We start from the raw sequence: 16,693 nt of genomic DNA, 5'->3' as shown, positions 1-16,693 counted from the left end.
TCGCCGAGAGGGTGATCAGAGAGTGGCGGATGAATCCGGGTAGTGACCGGGCGCACGGTGGCGAGGTGGCACCAGACCCGCCACGACTGGAGTCACCGTCCAGTCAGGGTGGTTCGGCATACGCGGTGTCTTCGTGCCGTACAACCAGTCGTCGAGGAAGCCGGACTGGTCCTGCCCGGAGACCGCGGAGGCGACCGCGACATAATCGGCCGTCGTGGCCGCCGAGTTGCGGTGGCGTTCGAGGAAGGCACGCTCGATGCGGTCGAAGACGTCCTCGCCGACGTGCTCGCGCAGCGCGTACAGGACCAGCACGCCGCCCAGGTAGCGTTGGTTGTCGAAGAGATTGACGGCGTTCGGCGCGGCGACGGGCCCTGAGGACTGCCGCCACTGGTCGCCCCTGGCGTACGTGTCCTTCATCCGGGCTTCCATGCTGGTCAGGCCGAGCGAGTCGGCCCAGCCACGCTCGTAACGGTAGAGAAGCCCGTAGAAGTCCGCGTGGCCCTCGTTCAGCCACAGATCGGCCCAGTTGGCCGGGCTGACACTGTTGCCGAACCACGAGTGAACGAGCTCGTGCATCATGTGCGAGCCGATGAATCTCTCTTCCTGGAGCAGGAAGTTCGGCTTGTACAGCGTGAGCGTCTGTGTCTCCAGGCCGGTGAAGTCGAAAGCGTTCGCATCATCGGAGTTGCAGGGCAGCAGTCCGTACGTCTCGAACGGATAGGCGCCCAGCCGCTGTTCCAGCCAGTCGACAAGACCCGGAGTGAGCGCGAGCGCCGGCTCCAACGCCGCGGCGCGGGCGGTCGGAACGACATCCCGCAGCCTGAGCCGGTGCGGTCCCTGCCGCTCCTTGACGGTGTAGTCGCCGACCGTGATCTGTACCAGCTCGGTGGCTATGGGCGAGGCCGATCGGTAGGTGTACGCCGTCCGGTCGCCGTTCAGCCTCTCGGTGCGGATCAGCGTGCCGCTCGCGACACCGCGCAGATCGCTCGGCACGGTGATACGGAAGCTGAAGTCCGCCTTGTCCGCCGGGTGGTCGTTGCACGGAAAGACGGTGTGCGCCGAATTCGGCTGGGGGCACACGGCGAAGCCGTCAGGAGTGGGGACCCAGGCGGTGTGCGCGAGGGTCCGGGCGGGGTCGGCGGTGTATTCGACGCAGACCGTGACGGAGCGGCGCTCTGGCAGAGTGCGTGCCGGGGTGATGCGCAGCTTCTCATCGACCTGTTCGAAGGTGGCCGCGGTGCCGCCTACGCGCACCGAGCGTACGTCCAGGCCGAGAGCGTCGAGCGAGAAACGGGAGAGGTTCTGGGTCGCCCGGATCAGGAGGGTCGCCGTGGCGTCGACCAGGCGGGTTGTGGCGTCGTACGAAAGGTCGAGGTGGTAGGCCTCGACGCGGTAGCCGTCGTTGCCGAGGGCCGGGAACACGGAGTCACCGAGGCTCTCCGCACCCGGGGCGCCGTGAGGCCGTAACGCGTGAGGTTGTGCCGAAGCGGAGGCCGTGGGGGCGGTGGCAACCGTGGCGGCGGTTCCGATCAGCACGGTCGCGGGAGCCGTAACTCTGGTGCGATATCTCATGGTTCGCTTTCGTTCGGGGCGACCGGGAGCCCTGTTCAAGGCGCCGGATCGGGACGGACGATTACCCTGTAGACGTGTCGGGCGGGGTCGGTGGTTGTATCGGCACCGGATGTTTCCGAACGTCTTCGAGCCGACCGCGCTCCTCATTCACGTTTCACGGGCGAGATCGCCCTCGCCGGCCAGGCGAAGCCATGAACACGTCGTCGGGTGTGGTGCTGCCGCACCTTGGACACGTCGAAGCCCTGGCCGATCCTTCCTGCGAACATCTCGGACTTCTCCACCGCTCAGTGACACTCGCCCCGACGAGCTCCGGCGGGCCTGCCCCTGGGGACAGTGAGCGGTCCGGACAAAGGCTTTGGACGGGGTGGGTGATCAGACAGGTGGCGGGACCGAGGAAGGCCTCGTGGATAGGTAACTCGTGCCTGGTCCGCTCGCACAGGCGTGTCTGGCATGGCCGCGCTCGGTGTTCCACAGACTCTGTTCGACACCGCAGCGCCTACGGAACCGGGGTGCGCCTTGCACCGGTGTCCGTGCCTCGCCAGGTGTCGCGAGCGATCGAAGGGCGTGGTCACGAGAGAATCACGAAAGATCCAGAGCCTTCTGCGACGTGCTACAAATCAACGGCACTAAATGTCCATGCCAAGTTCATGATTTCAAGGGGGAGATGACATGCGAAAGCTGGGACGTCTTGTAGTCGTGCTGGCCGCCTTGGCGGCGTCCTTCGGCCTCACACAGGGGAGCGCCTCCGCACTGGTGGCCTTCTGCTACAACGACGACGGCGACGCGGGCGGCCGGTCGTGCTCTATCTACCACGAAGCGGACGGCTACCGCGTTGACTCGGTCAAGTTCGACGCGTACGGCGAACACCTCACGGTCAACGACCTGGTGACGGACAGCAAGGGCGTCGCCGCGTACGTCAACGGAGTCCGCTATCCAGGACAGCCCTCCGATTACGGTCCCGTCACCTACAACCTGAGCATCAGCGAAGGCACCAAAGTCGTCCTTACGTCCTGCCAGACCAACAACGGGAAGGAATACGACTGCCACAGCGAAAACGCGATCGCTTGAGTGCTCGGGCACACCGCTGGTGCGCTGTCGGACCTTCTGGACCTTGCGTGAGTCCGGTCCGCGACGGCTTGGATGGCCGGCAGTGAGTCGGCACTGCTGTCGAGGGCGAGTTGCAGGCCCGTGACCATCAGGGCAGAGCGCATCAGCACGTAGCTCGATGCCTCCGGCCCGGGGCCCGCAACAGGCCGAGAGACGCATGGACCGCGTGGGTGGTGCGTGCGAGAAATACGGTGTCTGCGTGGCCTCGTCCGCCTGGCCCGAATCGTCTTACTACGGCCCGCCCCGTTCCGGCCGGTGCGGCGTTCGAGCCAACCATGCGGCCAGAGTTCACCAGTGCTTGATCCACATAGAGCTGATGCGGTCGTTGGCCGACCACGGAATGTTGTCGGTTGAGCAGATGCCGCAGAAGTAGATCTCGTTGCCGTAGTTGGATGTGTCGTAGGCGTCGATGGTGTTGCAGGTTCCGAACAGCTTGTAGGAGCTGATCCGGTCATTCCAGTCATCGCCTACGTAGGCGATGCCGTAGCCCGAGGCGTCGCACCCACCGCTGCTGCCCCTGATCTGGGTGCTCGCGCCGCTCTGATTGGCATCCGCGTACCACGTCATCAACAGGGTGCTCTGGATGCTGGACGGCTGAGCCTGCGCCGATCCTGTATCGGTGGTGCACGTGCGCGACAGGACACGCGAGGACGTCTCTCCCGGCTCAAGCCTGTCCAGGACGATCACGCAGTTCCGTGCTTCCTGGGTGCCCGCTGTGGCGGCCGAGGCGGTGGACGAGTTCGCCACGGTCAGTGCCAGCAAGGTCGCTGTGACGGCAGCGGCGGCGGTCGCACGTCCACGAAATTTGCGTTGCGACATGGATGTCCCCCATTCCGGGCCCGGTCTCGGTGGCCGCGGCCCACACGGCACGCTAATTCCGGCCCAGCTAGATCGGCAATCATTTCGATGGGCGTCGAAGGGTCAAGGCAAGTCCCACCCCTGAACCCAGAGTTGTCCGAACTCTCGACGAGCCCCCGGCGCTGAAGCATGCCGACGTGGGCCTCACGGATGCAGAGCTGGTGAAGATGGCGAGACCGAGACTCCCACTCGATGGCAGCAATTCCGCGGACTCGGCTCAGCTACCGTAGGGCGATCGCGCCGGCGACTGCGCGACGTGAACCTGTAACTGCCGGGTGCCGTCGACCGGTAACCGCCTGGTCGCGTGGCGGGATCGGGCGCCGGCGCGGACGCTGCCCCTGACCGTCGCCCGCCACACCACGCGCAGGACCGCGCCTCGTTGTCCGTGACCCGGGTCACGGACAACGAGGCGCGGTCCTGCGGGGGCCCGCCCGTGAAGACGCCGCCGGCGGCGTGGCGGGGTCTGGGTTGTTGTTTTGCGCGTTCCCGGGGTGGTGTCTAGATCGCTGTGCGGCCGGCGTCGGCCGCGATGGTGGCGCCGGTGAGGTAGGCGGCGCGCTCGGTGGCGAGGAAGTGGATGACCTCGGCGATCTCCCGCGGGGTCGCCAGGCGGCCGAGCAGGGTTGTCTTGGCGACCTGCTGGGCTCCTTCCTCTCCCATGGTGTCCATCACCATGTCGGTACGGGTGGGGCCGGGGGCCACCGTGTTGACGCGGACTCCGGCCGGGCTGAACTCGGCCGCCCAGGTGCGTGTGAGGGACTCCAGCGCGGCCTTGGTCGCGGAGTAGACGGACAGCCCGGCCATGCCGACGCGTGCGGCCATCGTGCTCACGTTGATGATGCTGCCGGACCCCCGGGCCACCATGCCCGGCGCCAGTGCGGCGGTCAGGAAGTAGGGGGCCCGGATGTTGGCGGCCAGGGCGGCGTCGAAGGTCTCCACGTCCTGCGCCGTGGTGGGACCACCGGGAAACAGCGCGGCGTTGTTGACCAGGATGTCGACCTCGCCGGCCTCTGCGGCGAGTCGGCGCAATGATGCGAGGTCCGTGAGTTCGGCCGGGACGAACCGCGCGCTGCCGCCGGTCTCGGTGATCGCCCTTGCCGTGGCCGCACCGCGCTCCGGATTGCGGCCCGAGACGACCACGTGGGCCCCCGAGGCCGCGATCAGGCGAGCGGCCTCGCTGCCGATACCCCCGGTCGAGCCCGTGATCAAGGCGACTTTGCCGGTGAGTTCCATGTGCTGCACCTTCCAGAGTTCCGGTTCCCGAAGAGGACCGGAGTGGGTTGTGCGTCCCAGATTGCTCATCGAAAAATGGGTTGTCTACTCCAAAATCTTCTAGAGTGGACCCATGACGACTCAGAACCGGACGGTGCGGAACCGGCAGGGCGCACCCGCGAAGCCCCTGACCCCCAAGGGCCGGGCGACGCGCGAACGGATCGTCGCCGCCGCCGCGCGGCTCATGTACGAGCGCGGCCTCACCGAGGCGACGCTGGAGGACGTACGAGCCGCGGCCGGCGTGAGCGGCTCGCAGATCTACCACTACTTCGCGGACAAACAAGCGCTGCTCCTGGCCGTCATCGAGTTCCAGACCGCGGCGGTCCTGGAACTGCAGGAGCCGCACTTCGCCCACCTGGACACCATGGCCGGCCTGCGAGGATGGCGTGACTCGTTGGTGGACTACCAGCGCCGTCTGCAGTGCCGGGGCGGATGCCCGATCGGCACGCTGGGCACCGAGGTCGCCGAGAGCAACCCGGAAGCCCGGCTGGCCGTCGCCTCCGGCTTCCTGCGCTGGGAGTCGGCGATCCGCGAAGGCCTGACCGCCATGCACGCTCGCGGCGAACTCGACGCCGACCCTGACGACCTCGCCCTCGCCACCCTCGCTGCCCTGCAGGGCGGGCTCCTGCTGACGCAGATCCAGCGTGAGGTCCGACCGCTGGAGGTGGCCCTCGACACGATGCTCGACCACATCGCACGCGTCAGAACGGACTGGCCCGACAGGCACTGACACCTCACCGACCACCGGCAAGGCAGTGCACGGCCTTCTGATGTCTCCTGCCATGACGGAGATCACCATCCGGCCCGGACCGCGCACCAGGGCGTCGACGCTGATCAGTACGGCCGCGCTCGATCACGTCACTCAGGGTGGCCGCGACGACTCCCGCCGCTCTCGACCGGCTGGCCCGGATCGACGTGCCGCTTCTGCCCTACGTCCGACAGGACCACGACGTCGAGGTTCGTCGCTCTTCATGCTGATGTGCCGTGTTCGGCCGGCCGGTATCCCTGTGTCGGTGGGGATGGCGGTCGGTGGCCCACCAGTTCTGCCGGCTGTTCCTCGTTCATCCACGAACGTCCCTTGGTCCTCAGCCGCTGCGTGTGGCTGGTGCTGTGCGGTCCTATGCGGGCGGGTAGGGGGTGGCCTTGAACTGTCGGGTGCGGTGGGTGGTGTTCGCAGCGAGGGTTGTGGTGGTGGAGGCGGTGATGTCGGGGGTCTTGTCGAGGTCCCGGGAGTCGGTGCTCTGCATGGCTTCGCCGACCCGGTAGGTGACAGCGCCCGGGGAGAGGGAGAATCCCGAGGCGGTGGAGCGGAGCGGTTCGGTTCGGTCGACGTCGTGGTGAACAACGGCTGGGCCGCGGGCGCGGCGGAACCATCGGGGCCCCTCACCCCCGACCACGAGCAGACCGTGGGCCTGTGACTGGCCCGGTTCGCGGAGTATGCCGGTAACGAGCCCGGTGACCCGCACCGCATGGCCCGCGCGATCCCCGACACCGTGAACGCCGAGGCACCCCGCGCCGGTTGCTGCTCGGCAGCGACGCGCTGGACATCGCCATCAGCTCGGGCCATCAGCTCGGAGGAAGGCCGTCTCGGCGGGGCCAAAAAGTGGGCCGAGATCAGCAGCTCCACCGATTACCCCTCGCTCTGAGGCCCTTGCGGCACGCCGGCTGACCGATCGAAGCACCAGATGGCCGCGCAGCGCCCGCAACCCGAATCTCCCGCGCCGTGATGACGGTCCCGCAGTACCGAGCGGACCACCGACTCCTCGTACCGGTGAGAAGCGATGACCAAGACCTTTCCGATGGCCGGTGGGGGCGTTTGCCTACTGGTGAGTTGTGCAGTCGGGAGTCTGCTTGCGCGGTACTGCCGGGCCCCGTGTGCGGTGTCCCGCGGCTGTAGGGGAAATGCCGTGGCTGCCATACTGCGATGGTCCGGGACTTTTGGTTCCCGGTGAGGAGCGTGTGGGGAGAGTCTGCGCGCGAGGAGGCTCCGGTTGCCGCGTTCCGTTGGTCGTCCTGAAGTGCAGCTGGAGCAGTACGCGTTGGGCGGCTGCTGGGTCGTCGCTGTCAGAGGTGATCTCGACTTCGCTTCCCTTCCTCCGTTCCGTCGGGCCCTGGAGGACGCCGGCGCGGCGCATCCGGTCGTTGTCCTGGACGCCGGCGCGATCGGCTTCGCGGACTCCTCCGCACTGAACCTCCTCCTGGGCATCCACCAGACCGCCACGCTGCGCGTGGTCTCCCCGTCGCGGAGACTGGCGCGAGTGCTGGAGCTCACGGGTACCGACCGGGTCTTCAGCGTCTTCCCGACGGTAGAGGGCGCCTGTTCCTAGACCGGCCCGCGCGCGGGCCGGGTGCGCCCGTGCGGGCGGGATGTGTGGGGGTGCAGGCAGGTGGCTCGGCCGCGCAGTGGCCGGCGCCGACGGTGTGGAGAGTCCTCGGCGGGCGTCGTGTGGCTCTGGTGTGGCATCTCCATAGCCCACACCGGTTTCGGTTCGCCCGCCCACCCCGGAGTCAGGTCAGGTCTCGGTACGGGGGTGGTGAGCATCGGTTCGGGCAGCGTCCAGCTCACTCCAGGTCGCTTCCACAAGGTGGTGCCGGCATCCGGGTAGACCACCCTGTCCTGCGCAGGAGTCGGGTGTAATCGTCCCGTGCGGCAGTGCGGAGCACGTCTCTTTCCCAGCGCAGGCTGTCAGGTTCGTGGATGGCGTGGCAGCCGGCCGGCTCGTCATCTACGCGATCGAGCGGGCGGATGCGGCAGTACGCGCCGGGGAGGTACGCCCGACCAAGGCTCCTGCAGAGGGCTGGGGAGTTGGTGTGGGCCCTGGAAGGCCGGGCGTGGCATCCAGGGCCCCGAGCGGCGCCTTCGGAGGGGCGAAAACGCACGCGTCACTCGTGTTGACGCGGCAGGGCCCGCTGACGTCACGCAGCAGGCATGGCTGTCGCAGCCGGAGCTGAGGGCGAGTCTCCTCTCGGCACCCGCCACACCCGTCACCGAGGGATTGGGCAGTGCGGTCCGGGGTGTCGCCGCCGCCCGTCCTCAGCGGGTGGTGAGCATGCCCGCGCGGAGCTTTCCGAGGGTGCGGTTGAGCAGACGGGAGACATGCATCTGGGAGACGCCGAGGTCTTCGCCGATCTGGGCCTGGGTGCGCTCCTCGACGAACCGCATGTGGATGATGCGCCGTTCACGGTCGTCGAGTCCGGCGATCAGGGGGGCCAGGGCGTTGAAGTCCTCGACGAGTTCGAGGGCGCCGTCGTCGGCGCCGATGAAGTCGGCCAGCGCGGCTTCGCCGTCCTCACCGGAGTGGATCGCGGCGTCGAGGGACGACGAGGCGTAGCCGTTCGAGGCGAGGCGGGCCTCGTCGACCTCCTCCTCGCTCAGGCACATCAGCTGGGCGAGTTCCTTGACGGTGGGGGTACGGCCGAGCCGGCTGCTCAGTTCCTCGGTGGCCTTCGCGAGCTGGATGCGGGCCTCCTGCAGACGCCGGGGCACGTGGACGGCCCAACTGGTGTCGCGGAAGAAGCGCTTGATCTCACCGACGATGTAGGGCACGGCGAAGGAGGTGAACTCGACCTCGCGGGTCAGCTCGAACCGGTCGATGGCCTTGATGAGGCCGATCGTGCCGACCTGGACGATGTCCTCCATCTCGTCCTGGTCGCGGCTGCGGAAGCGCGCGGCCGCGAAGCGGACGAGGGAGACGTTCATCTCGATGAGCGTGTTGCGCGCGTACTGGTACTCGGGCGTGCCCTCTTCCAGGACGCCGAGCTGGTCGAAGAACAGCCGGGAAAGCTGACGGGCGTCCCTGGGGGCGACGCGTGACGGGTCGGCGATCTCCGGCAGCGCCGTAGGTCGCGCCTCCGTCGTCTCGGTCACTGTCATGCCAGGCCCCTCCTGTGATCCAGCCTTCAGCCATTCGCCCCTTGGACGCCGACAGGGGACGGCGTACCCAGGTGCAAAGAGTGCATGCCAGGTGATTCTAGAGGAGGCACGGCGCACGCTGGTCGTGCGGCCCGAGCCTGGTCCGGACGACGCAGAAGGGGTCCACCGGACATGCTCCGGCGGACCCCTTCTGCGTCGTGGCGTGGGTCAGATGCCCCGGTGGGTCTGGTAGTAGCCGCCGACCTGCTCGTGGTAGCCGGCGTCGCCGATGTGCTTGTCCTTGTCGAACTCGGGGGAGTCCTTGATCTGGTCCTTGGTGAGAGCGACGTAGATCTTCTTCTCGGCCTGGTCGATCGTGGTCACGGTGCCGGCCGGCAGCAGGACGTGCTTGCCGAAGATCCACACACCGGTGTCGACCACGAGGTAGGAGGAGTGGACCTCGTCGGAGTGCTTGTCGACCTTGCCGATGCTGCCGTCGGTGGCCTCGACCTTGTAGCCGGTCAGATCGGTGCCGGTGGCGTGGCCGGTGGTCGGCTTGTAGCCCCAGATGTGGTCACTCATGTAGAACGGCTCCTTCATCGATATTCATTTTCCCGCAGTCGGACTGCGGAGCTTTTCATGGGCGCCATCGCAGTTGATGACTTGCCCTCAGGAAATCGGGTGCCCCGGAATCCGGATCCCATTCATTTGCGTTGCGAAGAGGATGGAATGGCCGGAGGCGGCGTGCTGGAGGCCTTGGCTCTAGGCGTCATCGCCGCCTCCGGCCTTGTCCCTCCACTACCCCGGAACCCCGGACGAGGAAGATGAGGACTCGCATCGCGGTAGCGGGGAGGCATGCAATGAGGGGTGGGTGGGCTGCGGGGCCCGGGCTGAGGGGTGGGTGGGCTGCGGGGCCCGGGCTTCGAGCCCGGGCCCCGCAGCCCACTCCTGTGAACGCTATGGTCAGAGCCGCTTACCAGCGATACCAGCGGCCACGCTTGCCCCCGCTCGCTGTCGGGCGGATCACGAACCCGAGAACCCACACGATCAGAACGACGACGGCGATCCACCACAGCGCCTTGAGTGCGAAACCGGCACCGAAGAGGAGCAGGGCGAGCAGAAGAACGAGCAGAATGGGAACCATATTTATCAACCTCCGGACCGTCGTGTGCCCTACAGGTTGATCTTTCACTCCTGTCGATCTTATGTATTTTTTATAACGGCCCGCGGTCGCGGGAAATCTGCGCCGAGCTATTTCGGTTTGAAGTGGGCTCCTGGGGCTACACGGAGGGCGTACTTGGGTTCCGAGCGAGGTAGAGGTGAGTGGTTGTGGCTGCGGACGAGAAGGCTCAGGCCAAGAGCGAGCAGGCCAAGGGCAAGATCAAGAAAGTGGCCGGCGGTGCGGTCGGCAACGAGTCCCTGAAGGCCAAGGGGAAGGCGGAGGAGTCCAAGGGTGACCTGCGCGCGGCCAAGGAGAAGGCCAAGGACGCCATCAAGCCCAAGTAGGCCACAGCATTTCGCATTTCTGATCCCGGCCGCCCGGAGGTGGCCGGGATCAGTGCTGCTCTGCCCGCACCCGCGATGCGCTCGCCAGGTGCTGAACGGACTCGCTGCCCCCGGTGCGGACTGTTGCACCCTCGCCCGTCAGGAATTGGGCGGCGCACACCGATGAGGAGTGGAACCCGGGGGCAGGCTCAGTGGCGGACAAGTGCATGGTGCCCGCCCCGCTAGGCAGGGGAGGCGGGCAACGGAAGTTCGATGTGCGCTGACGTGTCCGGTGACGGTGACGGTGCTGGTGCCTGGCCGACCGGTCAGGCAGCTCGTAGGAGCTGCGCCCGTCCGAACAGCAGGGCGTAGCCGTCGGGCAGCTGTCGGACGATCCGGGTAACCAGATCGTCTCCGGCGATGCGGGCGACGACGCCGAGGGCGACTCCGGTGTCCCAGCGGGTCGCGGCCGGTCTACCGCCAGTACGTTCGGCGAGGTCTTTCACGAAGCCCCAGCCGGTCACAGGCCTGGTGGCGGGGATCTGGGAGGCGAGGAGAGCGGCTGCTTCGCGGGGGAGGCGGGCGGCGAGCTCCACGCGTTCGTCGCCCGTCAGCTGCCGGCCCAGGGCTTCAAGAACGCTGTGCACGACTTTTTCTGCCTGCCGCCGGGTGGGATAGGCCCCTTCGTAGCGCACCTTCTCCAGCATCTGGTCGAAGGTGGGGACAGCCGTCAGGGCAGAGGACTTACGGGGAGAAAGAATGGTCATGAGGCGCGACGACTTTCCGTGTGTGGCTGACTTCCTGCGAGAACCGAGTGCCCCGAGCGGACCATATGAACCGTTTTCCACGGGCGTATCGGTCTTCTACGGGAGACGAGTCCTCCGCCGCCGGGCCAGGGGGTACTACCGGGAGCGAATGCCCCTCGGCCCGGCGGTGGGCGAGGGAGCGGACCTGATCAGCCTCGAGTTCCTGCGTTCGCCGCTACGGACGCTGATCTCGCGCGGCCTGGTGGGCTCGGCGATCAGGATGCGGAGGGCCGGGACGCTGGTCCGCGGCGATGGGCACACGGTGTCGAACGTGTTCGCGAGAACGGCCTGGCCGGTAGGACATCCAGTGGGCTGGCTGTGCCTGGCCCTCCCCGGACTGTGAAATACCCGGGTACGGCGGATGAATTGGCAGGCGCCGTGGACGTGGGTGGCAGGCAGCTGTGCCACCTCACAGCGGATGGCCCCGGCAGGAGAATGTCCCGCGGTGAACGGCCGGGCGTGTGGTCACATGGGCTGGTGGCCGGCCAGGTCGCCGCCGGGGTCGTCGGCCAGGACGACTGCTGCGCGGATGCGTTTGCCGACAGGCTCGCGGTGCATCTCGAAGCTGCGGCACACGGCCATGACGATCTCCAGGCCGTGCTGCCCGACACGTCCAGGGTCCGGCGGCAGAATGAGAGGCAGCGCGGTGCCGCTGTCCCACACTGTCACCGCGACAGCTCCTTCACTTACCTCCAGGGTCAGCAGGCAGGGACCGGGCGCGTATTTGTGCGCGTTGGTCACCAGTTCCGACACCACCAACTCAACGGCTCCCATTGCCCGGCGAGAAACCGGAAAACCGTGCACGGCCTGCAACGACTCCAGGAAACGCCGGGCCGCGTCCCGGCTTTCGCCGATCTGCGCAGCTCCGTCCACGACAGCGGACACGGCTGCCGAAGGGCCCGGCTGACGGTGTTGACCGTGGTGGTGCCTTACCAGATTCATCAGTGCCGCCTGACTGCCGAAGCGTTGTGACTGCTTCCGTCTGCCCGGAAAACACCTCGGCATTCCCTACGACCAGCTCGCCGGCAGCGTGGTCGCGTCCGGCAGGGACACATACGGCGGCGGCGACGTCCGGGTACGACGGTGCCAGTTCGGGGCCGTGGCGGGTGACACGCGGCCTGCGTTGCTACGGAGCAGGGCTCAGAAACCGTCCCATCTCATTCTTCCAGACAGCCCGGCGGCAAGTCAGGTAGAGGCATGGGCGTGGTGGGCATCGGCCTCGCCAGCACCGACGCCCGCTCTGACCTCCTCCACACGGTCGCCCCGGCGTCCGAGCGGACCAGGGCAGCAGGCGAACGTGCTGGCGAAGCCGGTCACCTGTTGTGGTGACGCGCGCGCGAGCACTGTTCCCGGGACTGAACGCCGTGCCACGATGAGGGAACAAGAGATTGATCGGTGTCCCGCTACTCCCTTGGCAGTCGCGGGGGCTGGTTGACGGGTTCCGGGGATCGCCCCCTTCACGGGCATCCGGTCCCGCCATCGCTGCCGGGCCGTTCTTGCCGCGCTCTGGCGTCTTTGGGCTCACGACCCCCTGAAGGGGGTGTCCTTCATGCTCTTTTCCGTCACAGGCGACCGCACTGCCGCGGTCTTCACCCCCCGCGGTGAGATCGATTTCGACACTCTGACCGAGTTGCTCGCGCGGACCGAGGATCTCCCGGCGTCCGTCACCGGAGTGACCTGGGACCTGCGGCAGGCGCAGTTCATAGATGTCGCGGGCCTGCACCTCCTGGCCGATCAGCGGCAAGCCTGCCAGGACGCGGGCCGGATCCTGGCGGTCGTCGGGCTGGAGCGGCAGCCACGACGTCTGCTGGAGCTGGCACGGGAACTCTTCCCGGCCGGGCGCTGGGAGGACTTCCTGCCAGGCGGCCCGCTCGCAGCAGCCGGCTGACCTGCCCGACGGCGCGCGGGGGCCAGACCTGCGCAGCAGCCGTGCATGGGGTCCGCTGTGGGAACGGTGGACAGGCCGCCGATCTGGCGTGTGCGGCCTGACTTATCGGGCGATACCCGGTTCCCTTTCGAGGGTTTTCAAGGGCCGGCTGTGGCAGTCCCGGGACTTGGACGTGTGGACCGGGCGTACGTGCCGGGCTTGAGGGGGCGGCTGCGACGTCGGCGCGGACAGCGGCGTTGCCGGTGACAGCGGATCCTTGCCTGGGCCACTCGGCGGGATGCGCGTCAGCTGTCGATGGCCACCGAGGAGATCCGCAGCAGGCTCAGTCGCACCCCCCATGGTGAAGGAGCTCGCCAAGCTCACGAGCCCGGGGGAAGAGGAAGCCGACGAGGCAATGAGCCGCAATCTCACGGCCGCCGTGTCTGCGGAGAGCCCCTCTTCTCAGGCAGGAACAGCGCCCTCCATGCTGGGCCCCCGACGTCCGCCGCCGGCAGTCGGCAGCCGGAATCGGCAAGATCCTTTGAGGCGCCCCGTTGCGTTTGTCGTCCGACCGTCTGCAATGAGGTGGACGGGTAAGTCATGTCAGTGTGGGGTACGCGGTGCCTATGATCGACGAAACGCATGTCACGTTGGCTTTTTCCTCAACGGGCGCTCTATGGCTGACGCTACTCGGCGTCGTCCTGGTCGCACTCCTGGTAGCGGCATTCGTCGTCGGCAGTCGGCGCAGCGCTCGGCGCCAGGTGAGTACGCCCACGGCTGCGGGCGCCCAGGCACGCAGAGATTTGGCTGACCCCGCACAGCGTGGTGCAGGGTGGAGCACCCTCGACGACGATCCCGAGCAGGGTCATCACCGCAGCTGAGGTAGGTATCAGAGGTCCATCAACGGGCTTCGCACTTCACGAAGTCGTCGGACACGCGGCTCACCAGTGTGAGTGGCGCGCGACTCGACGGCTAGCGATGCCGCACTCCCGCTTCCTCGCCGTACTCGCCGAGGATCACCACGTCGAGTGCCGCACCCGCGAACACTTTCACGGCGCGCAGGGCGTTGCCGAGGAGGTGGCGGTGATGGACCAGGGACAAAGCGGTCGCACCACGGGCGGCGGCGGAACCGAGGGGCGGACCTGTGGCGAAAGTCGCTGCACTCATGTATCCATCATCGGAGTTCATGGCTCATTTGGCGTCGGTCCAAGGACTGAGCTTCGACACTCCTCTCCCTGCATCTTCGGGATCGGGGAGGGATCCGTCATCGGGGGTCCACTCTGGGATGAACCTGGCCGGCACGCGGAGCAGGCATCTGTACCTGCGCGCGGTTGCCGCCGAGCGGTCGGTCCCCATGCTGCGGCAGGTGGTTCAGTGCCGACCTCGGCGGTCGCCGTGAGTCAGACGACTCTGCAATTTTGGCAGGGCACTGAGGCGTCGCCGACGTAGGGCAGCTCTGGCAGCATTCGCGCCGGGTGCGCCATGGACGCCTCCGCCCGGATGCGCTGAGGCTGAAGCGAGGTAAAGCCCAGGGACGGGGGTTTCCGGGCGGCCGGTGCCGGGGGTGGGACGAAGGGTCAGTTGCTGATGCAACGCTGTGGTTCCACCGTTGATGGCACCCCCACGGAGGTTGGCGTCCAACCCCTCCAGGCTGGTGGGCGCGAGGATGCGGCGAGCCTTGATGAGGTCTCGGAAGCCGGGGGCGTAGCGCTCAACCTGTGCCTCGATGCGGTTCGCCATCGCCTCCTGCTCTCGGGCGTCCCACGTTCCGGTCAGTCCATCGTCGCCGGCGTCGCCCCGTATCCGTTGCGGTACATGCGTGTAGGCCCAAGCGGACTCGGTACCCAGCGGTGACCGCCTGGGGTCGGCGGTGGTCATCTGGCCGAAGAGGGCAAAGGGTTCGTCGGGAACGAGGCCCATGGCAATCTGCGCGGCGAACCGGGTGAGGGCGTCCATCCCCTCCGCGAGGTGAACGGTTCCTGCTTGAGTGGCCTCAGGGCAGGTCCAGGGCACCGGCCCGGTCAGTGCCCAGTCGACTTTGAAGGTGGAGAAGTCCCACTGGAAACGCTCCAGGTCGCGAAGCAATTGCCCCGGGAGGTGTTGTCCGCCGACCAGGGAGCCGTACAGAGCAGGCGCGGAGACATCGGCCAGGACCGCTCTGCGAGCCTGGACCGCCTCACCGTCCCGGGTGCGGACGCCGACGGCTCGTCCACCGCGGACGACGACCTCGGTGACCTCTTCCCCACAGCGGACGACGCCTCCACGGCGCGCCAGGCGGCGGACCAGCGCCGAGGTGAGCGCTCCGGACCCTCCGGCGGGAACGGGAAAGCCATAGGTCTGGCCGAGCATGGACATGAGCCAGCCGAAACCGCCGCTGCCAGCCGCCTCCGGTGAGAGGTCTGCGTGCAGGGCGTTGCCCGCTAGCAGAAGCCGACCGCCCTCGCCGCGAAACTCTTCCTCGCCCAGACGTCGCACCGGCAAAAGCATGGTCCTGGCCAGCCGCAGCCCACCCGCTCCACGCAGGTGCAGCGCCAGTCGAGCCCCTGCGCGAAGTGGTGGGAAAGGGGTGAACAGTGCGGTGAGGATACCGCTCCGCAGAGCTTCCCAGACCTCCCGCAACTGCTTCCACGCGTCTCCATCACCGACGGCGAACGTCTCCAGACTTGCGGCAGTCTCCTCCAGGTCGCGACTGAGTACCGCGCAGCGGCCATCCCGCAAAGGGTGAGCGAGCACCTTCGGGGCGTGGCTCCAGGTCAGCCCCTCCCGCTCCAGGTTCAGGCGGGCCAGAACCGGTGAAGCCGCAGCCAGGGGGTAAAAGGCGCTGAAGAGGTCGCTGGTGTAGTCAGGGTCGACGCCGCGGTCGTGACGAACCGCTCCCCCGGGCTTGTCCTGGGCCTCCAAGACCTCCACGCTCCAACCGGCGTCGGCCAGGAGGTTCGCCGCGACCAGTCCATTGGGTCCTGCCCCGATCACTACTGCATCAGGCATGACTCACTCCCGGCTTGGTGGTTGGCATCGCCTTCAGACACCGTCCCCGTCACTCGACGCTGTTCAGCCGCTCCGGGGCCGCAGTGGCGCGGTGAGGGGTACGGGGTTCGGTCTCTTCGCAAAGCCGGGCCAGACGGGCCAGCATCACACGGTGCCGAACTTGTTGCGCCGCGTCCAGCAGGCCGTTGTGCAGAGCGCCCCCTGCCCCGCGCAACGGGTGCTCGTCGAAAATCAGCAGAGTGTGCTCGCCCCACGGTCGTAGTTCGATCGCGATCCTGGCAGTTCCCAAACAGCCGCTGTCCGCTTCGAGTTCGAGGACAGAGGCCGGCTCGCTGCGCCGTACGACGGTCTGGTTGTCCAGGGAGAGCGGACCGACTTTGATGTGGTAGCGGAGCGTGGCCCCCAGTTGGGGCCAGTGTCCCTCGCTCGGTTCGACCTGTGAGGTTCCGACGACCCAATCTCCGTACCGTTCCACGTCGGACAGAACCTCCCACACATCCTCGGGAGATTTTCTGATCAACCGATGGCGTACGGCCATGTCTTCCTCCGACGTCCGAAGTGTTCTGCCGCTCCCTGCGTTTTCCACGCTAGGCCCCGGTGAGGACTCCTGCGCGAGGACGCCGGACCGACGCGAGGACGCCGGACCGAAAGGGGGAGCCGCCTGTGCACGGGCCGCCCTGCACGCAGGACACCGGAGTGTTCCCGGAAGTGGAGGTGTCCTGCCTTCGGCGGGGCGCGCTTGCGGGTGCGAAATGGTGCGGGCGCCGTCGCGGTGGTAGGTGATGGGCACGGCATGGGAGAGACAAACAGGGTGGACAGCCACGGTGATCACATCAGAGGTCGGTCGCGCGGCCCTCGCCGTAAACAGGCGGCGAAATGTTCGTG

18 protein-coding genes are annotated in these 16,693 nt (G+C 67.4%); 6 read left to right on the top strand and 12 right to left on the bottom strand.

Annotated features, from left to right (window positions below; translation table 11 throughout):
* Window positions 1–15: 15 nt before the first annotated feature.
* A complete protein-coding gene (locus OG776_RS01470; RefSeq protein ID WP_329318295.1) occupies window positions 16–1,572 on the bottom strand; it encodes a M1 family metallopeptidase in 1,557 nt (518 codons plus the stop codon).
* A 669-nt stretch (window positions 1,573–2,241) separates the two neighbouring features.
* Here OG776_RS01470 and OG776_RS01465 point away from each other — a divergent pair.
* Window positions 2,242–2,640 (top strand): hypothetical protein, encoded by a 399-nt coding sequence (locus tag OG776_RS01465; protein ID WP_148014355.1) that lies wholly within the window; start codon window positions 2,242–2,244, stop codon window positions 2,638–2,640.
* 327 nt (window positions 2,641–2,967) lie between these two features.
* Here OG776_RS01465 and OG776_RS01460 read toward each other — a convergent pair whose 3' ends face one another.
* Window positions 2,968–3,498, bottom strand: coding sequence for a hypothetical protein (locus tag OG776_RS01460; RefSeq protein ID WP_148014356.1), 531 nt, complete (start codon window positions 3,496–3,498; stop codon window positions 2,968–2,970).
* Between the two features lie 537 nt (window positions 3,499–4,035).
* Complete coding sequence (locus tag OG776_RS01455; protein WP_329318292.1) at window positions 4,036–4,770, bottom strand: SDR family NAD(P)-dependent oxidoreductase; 735 nt, start codon at window positions 4,768–4,770, stop codon at window positions 4,036–4,038.
* Between the two features lie 112 nt (window positions 4,771–4,882).
* Between OG776_RS01455 and OG776_RS01450 the strand changes: the two genes are divergently transcribed.
* Window positions 4,883–5,539 (top strand): TetR/AcrR family transcriptional regulator, encoded by a 657-nt coding sequence (locus OG776_RS01450; RefSeq protein ID WP_148014358.1) that lies wholly within the window; start codon window positions 4,883–4,885, stop codon window positions 5,537–5,539.
* A gap of 388 nt (window positions 5,540–5,927) precedes the next feature.
* Here OG776_RS01450 and OG776_RS01445 read toward each other — a convergent pair whose 3' ends face one another.
* Entirely contained in the window at window positions 5,928–6,056 is a 129-nt protein-coding gene (locus OG776_RS01445; RefSeq protein WP_443077164.1) for a hypothetical protein, read from the bottom strand.
* Window positions 6,057–6,827: 771 nt separating this feature from the next.
* Here OG776_RS01445 and OG776_RS01440 point away from each other — a divergent pair.
* A complete protein-coding gene (locus OG776_RS01440) occupies window positions 6,828–7,136 on the top strand; it encodes an STAS domain-containing protein (protein ID WP_261995046.1) in 309 nt (102 codons plus the stop codon).
* Window positions 7,137–7,843: 707 nt separating this feature from the next.
* Here OG776_RS01440 and OG776_RS01435 read toward each other — a convergent pair.
* From OG776_RS01435 to OG776_RS01425, 3 genes are all read right to left on the bottom strand, one after another.
* Window positions 7,844–8,683, bottom strand: coding sequence for an RNA polymerase sigma factor SigF (locus OG776_RS01435; RefSeq protein ID WP_329318288.1), 840 nt, complete (start codon window positions 8,681–8,683; stop codon window positions 7,844–7,846).
* Window positions 8,684–8,890: 207 nt separating this feature from the next.
* Window positions 8,891–9,244 carry a PRC-barrel domain-containing protein gene (locus OG776_RS01430; RefSeq protein ID WP_148014871.1) on the bottom strand — a complete coding sequence of 118 codons (354 nt, stop codon included), beginning with the start codon at window positions 9,242–9,244 and terminating at the stop codon, window positions 8,891–8,893.
* Between the two features lie 391 nt (window positions 9,245–9,635).
* On the bottom strand, window positions 9,636–9,806 hold the full coding sequence (locus tag OG776_RS01425; RefSeq protein ID WP_148014754.1) for a hydrophobic protein: 171 nt from the start codon (window positions 9,804–9,806) through the stop codon (window positions 9,636–9,638).
* A gap of 185 nt (window positions 9,807–9,991) precedes the next feature.
* Between OG776_RS01425 and OG776_RS01420 the strand changes: the two genes are divergently transcribed.
* A complete protein-coding gene (locus OG776_RS01420) occupies window positions 9,992–10,168 on the top strand; it encodes a CsbD family protein (protein ID WP_148014753.1) in 177 nt (58 codons plus the stop codon).
* A gap of 305 nt (window positions 10,169–10,473) precedes the next feature.
* On the opposite strand, the gene OG776_RS01415 is transcribed toward OG776_RS01420, so the two are convergent.
* Window positions 10,474–10,914: a DUF2267 domain-containing protein gene (locus OG776_RS01415; RefSeq protein ID WP_148014752.1), complete on the bottom strand. Its 441-nt coding sequence runs from the start codon at window positions 10,912–10,914 to the stop codon at window positions 10,474–10,476.
* Between the two features lie 148 nt (window positions 10,915–11,062).
* On the opposite strand from OG776_RS01415, the gene OG776_RS01410 reads away from it, so the two are divergent.
* A complete protein-coding gene (locus OG776_RS01410) occupies window positions 11,063–11,296 on the top strand; it encodes a hypothetical protein (RefSeq protein WP_329326306.1) in 234 nt (77 codons plus the stop codon).
* A gap of 122 nt (window positions 11,297–11,418) precedes the next feature.
* On the opposite strand, the gene OG776_RS01405 is transcribed toward OG776_RS01410, so the two are convergent.
* Window positions 11,419–11,895, bottom strand: a complete 477-nt coding sequence (locus OG776_RS01405) for an ATP-binding protein (RefSeq protein ID WP_329318282.1) — start codon at window positions 11,893–11,895, stop codon at window positions 11,419–11,421.
* A 607-nt stretch (window positions 11,896–12,502) separates the two neighbouring features.
* On the opposite strand from OG776_RS01405, the gene OG776_RS01400 reads away from it, so the two are divergent.
* Window positions 12,503–12,841, top strand: coding sequence for an STAS domain-containing protein (locus OG776_RS01400; RefSeq protein WP_148014750.1), 339 nt, complete (start codon window positions 12,503–12,505; stop codon window positions 12,839–12,841).
* 951 nt (window positions 12,842–13,792) lie between these two features.
* Here the strand turns inward: OG776_RS01400 and OG776_RS01395 are convergent.
* The 3 genes from OG776_RS01395 to OG776_RS01385 all read right to left on the bottom strand — a co-directional run bounded on the left by OG776_RS01395 (window position 13,793) and on the right by OG776_RS01385 (window position 16,346).
* Window positions 13,793–13,987, bottom strand: coding sequence for a hypothetical protein (locus OG776_RS01395; protein WP_148014749.1), 195 nt, complete (start codon window positions 13,985–13,987; stop codon window positions 13,793–13,795).
* A 204-nt stretch (window positions 13,988–14,191) separates the two neighbouring features.
* Window positions 14,192–15,808, bottom strand: coding sequence for a phytoene desaturase family protein (locus OG776_RS01390; protein WP_329318279.1), 1,617 nt, complete (start codon window positions 15,806–15,808; stop codon window positions 14,192–14,194).
* Window positions 15,809–15,857: 49 nt separating this feature from the next.
* On the bottom strand, window positions 15,858–16,346 hold the full coding sequence (locus OG776_RS01385; protein WP_148011995.1) for an SRPBCC family protein: 489 nt from the start codon (window positions 16,344–16,346) through the stop codon (window positions 15,858–15,860).
* Window positions 16,347–16,693 lie beyond the last annotated feature (347 nt).

The sequence above is a fragment of the Streptomyces sp. NBC_01689 genome, from assembly GCF_036250675.1.
Classification (GTDB): Bacteria; Actinomycetota; Actinomycetes; order Streptomycetales; family Streptomycetaceae; genus Streptomyces.
The sequence above is the reverse complement of the archived record's forward strand: the minus strand, read 5'-3'. Positions and strand labels throughout refer to the sequence as shown.

What these genes read in the sequence shown, in the direction of transcription:
- OG776_RS01465 (WP_148014355.1), top strand. Translation starts at nt 2,242, where the DNA reads ATGCGAAAGCTGGGACGTCTTGTAGTCGTGCTGGCCGCCTTGGCGGCG.
- OG776_RS01455 (WP_329318292.1), bottom strand. Translation starts at nt 4,770, where the DNA reads ATGGAACTCACCGGCAAAGTCGCCTTGATCACGGGCTCGACCGGGGGT.
- OG776_RS01435 (WP_329318288.1), bottom strand. Translation starts at nt 8,683, where the DNA reads ATGACAGTGACCGAGACGACGGAGGCGCGACCTACGGCGCTGCCGGAG.
- OG776_RS01400 (WP_148014750.1), top strand. Translation starts at nt 12,503, where the DNA reads ATGCTCTTTTCCGTCACAGGCGACCGCACTGCCGCGGTCTTCACCCCC.
- OG776_RS01425 (WP_148014754.1), bottom strand. Translation starts at nt 9,806, where the DNA reads ATGGTTCCCATTCTGCTCGTTCTTCTGCTCGCCCTGCTCCTCTTCGGT.
- OG776_RS01460 (WP_148014356.1), bottom strand. Translation starts at nt 3,498, where the DNA reads ATGTCGCAACGCAAATTTCGTGGACGTGCGACCGCCGCCGCTGCCGTC.
- OG776_RS01405 (WP_329318282.1), bottom strand. Translation starts at nt 11,895, where the DNA reads ATGAATCTGGTAAGGCACCACCACGGTCAACACCGTCAGCCGGGCCCT.
- OG776_RS01430 (WP_148014871.1), bottom strand. Translation starts at nt 9,244, where the DNA reads ATGAGTGACCACATCTGGGGCTACAAGCCGACCACCGGCCACGCCACC.
- OG776_RS01390 (WP_329318279.1), bottom strand. Translation starts at nt 15,808, where the DNA reads ATGCCTGATGCAGTAGTGATCGGGGCAGGACCCAATGGACTGGTCGCG.
- OG776_RS01470 (WP_329318295.1), bottom strand. Translation starts at nt 1,572, where the DNA reads ATGAGATATCGCACCAGAGTTACGGCTCCCGCGACCGTGCTGATCGGA.
- OG776_RS01385 (WP_148011995.1), bottom strand. Translation starts at nt 16,346, where the DNA reads ATGGCCGTACGCCATCGGTTGATCAGAAAATCTCCCGAGGATGTGTGG.
- OG776_RS01395 (WP_148014749.1), bottom strand. Translation starts at nt 13,987, where the DNA reads ATGAGTGCAGCGACTTTCGCCACAGGTCCGCCCCTCGGTTCCGCCGCC.
- OG776_RS01445 (WP_443077164.1), bottom strand. Translation starts at nt 6,056, where the DNA reads ATGCAGAGCACCGACTCCCGGGACCTCGACAAGACCCCCGACATCACC.
- OG776_RS01450 (WP_148014358.1), top strand. Translation starts at nt 4,883, where the DNA reads ATGACGACTCAGAACCGGACGGTGCGGAACCGGCAGGGCGCACCCGCG.
- OG776_RS01415 (WP_148014752.1), bottom strand. Translation starts at nt 10,914, where the DNA reads ATGACCATTCTTTCTCCCCGTAAGTCCTCTGCCCTGACGGCTGTCCCC.
- OG776_RS01410 (WP_329326306.1), top strand. Translation starts at nt 11,063, where the DNA reads ATGCCCCTCGGCCCGGCGGTGGGCGAGGGAGCGGACCTGATCAGCCTC.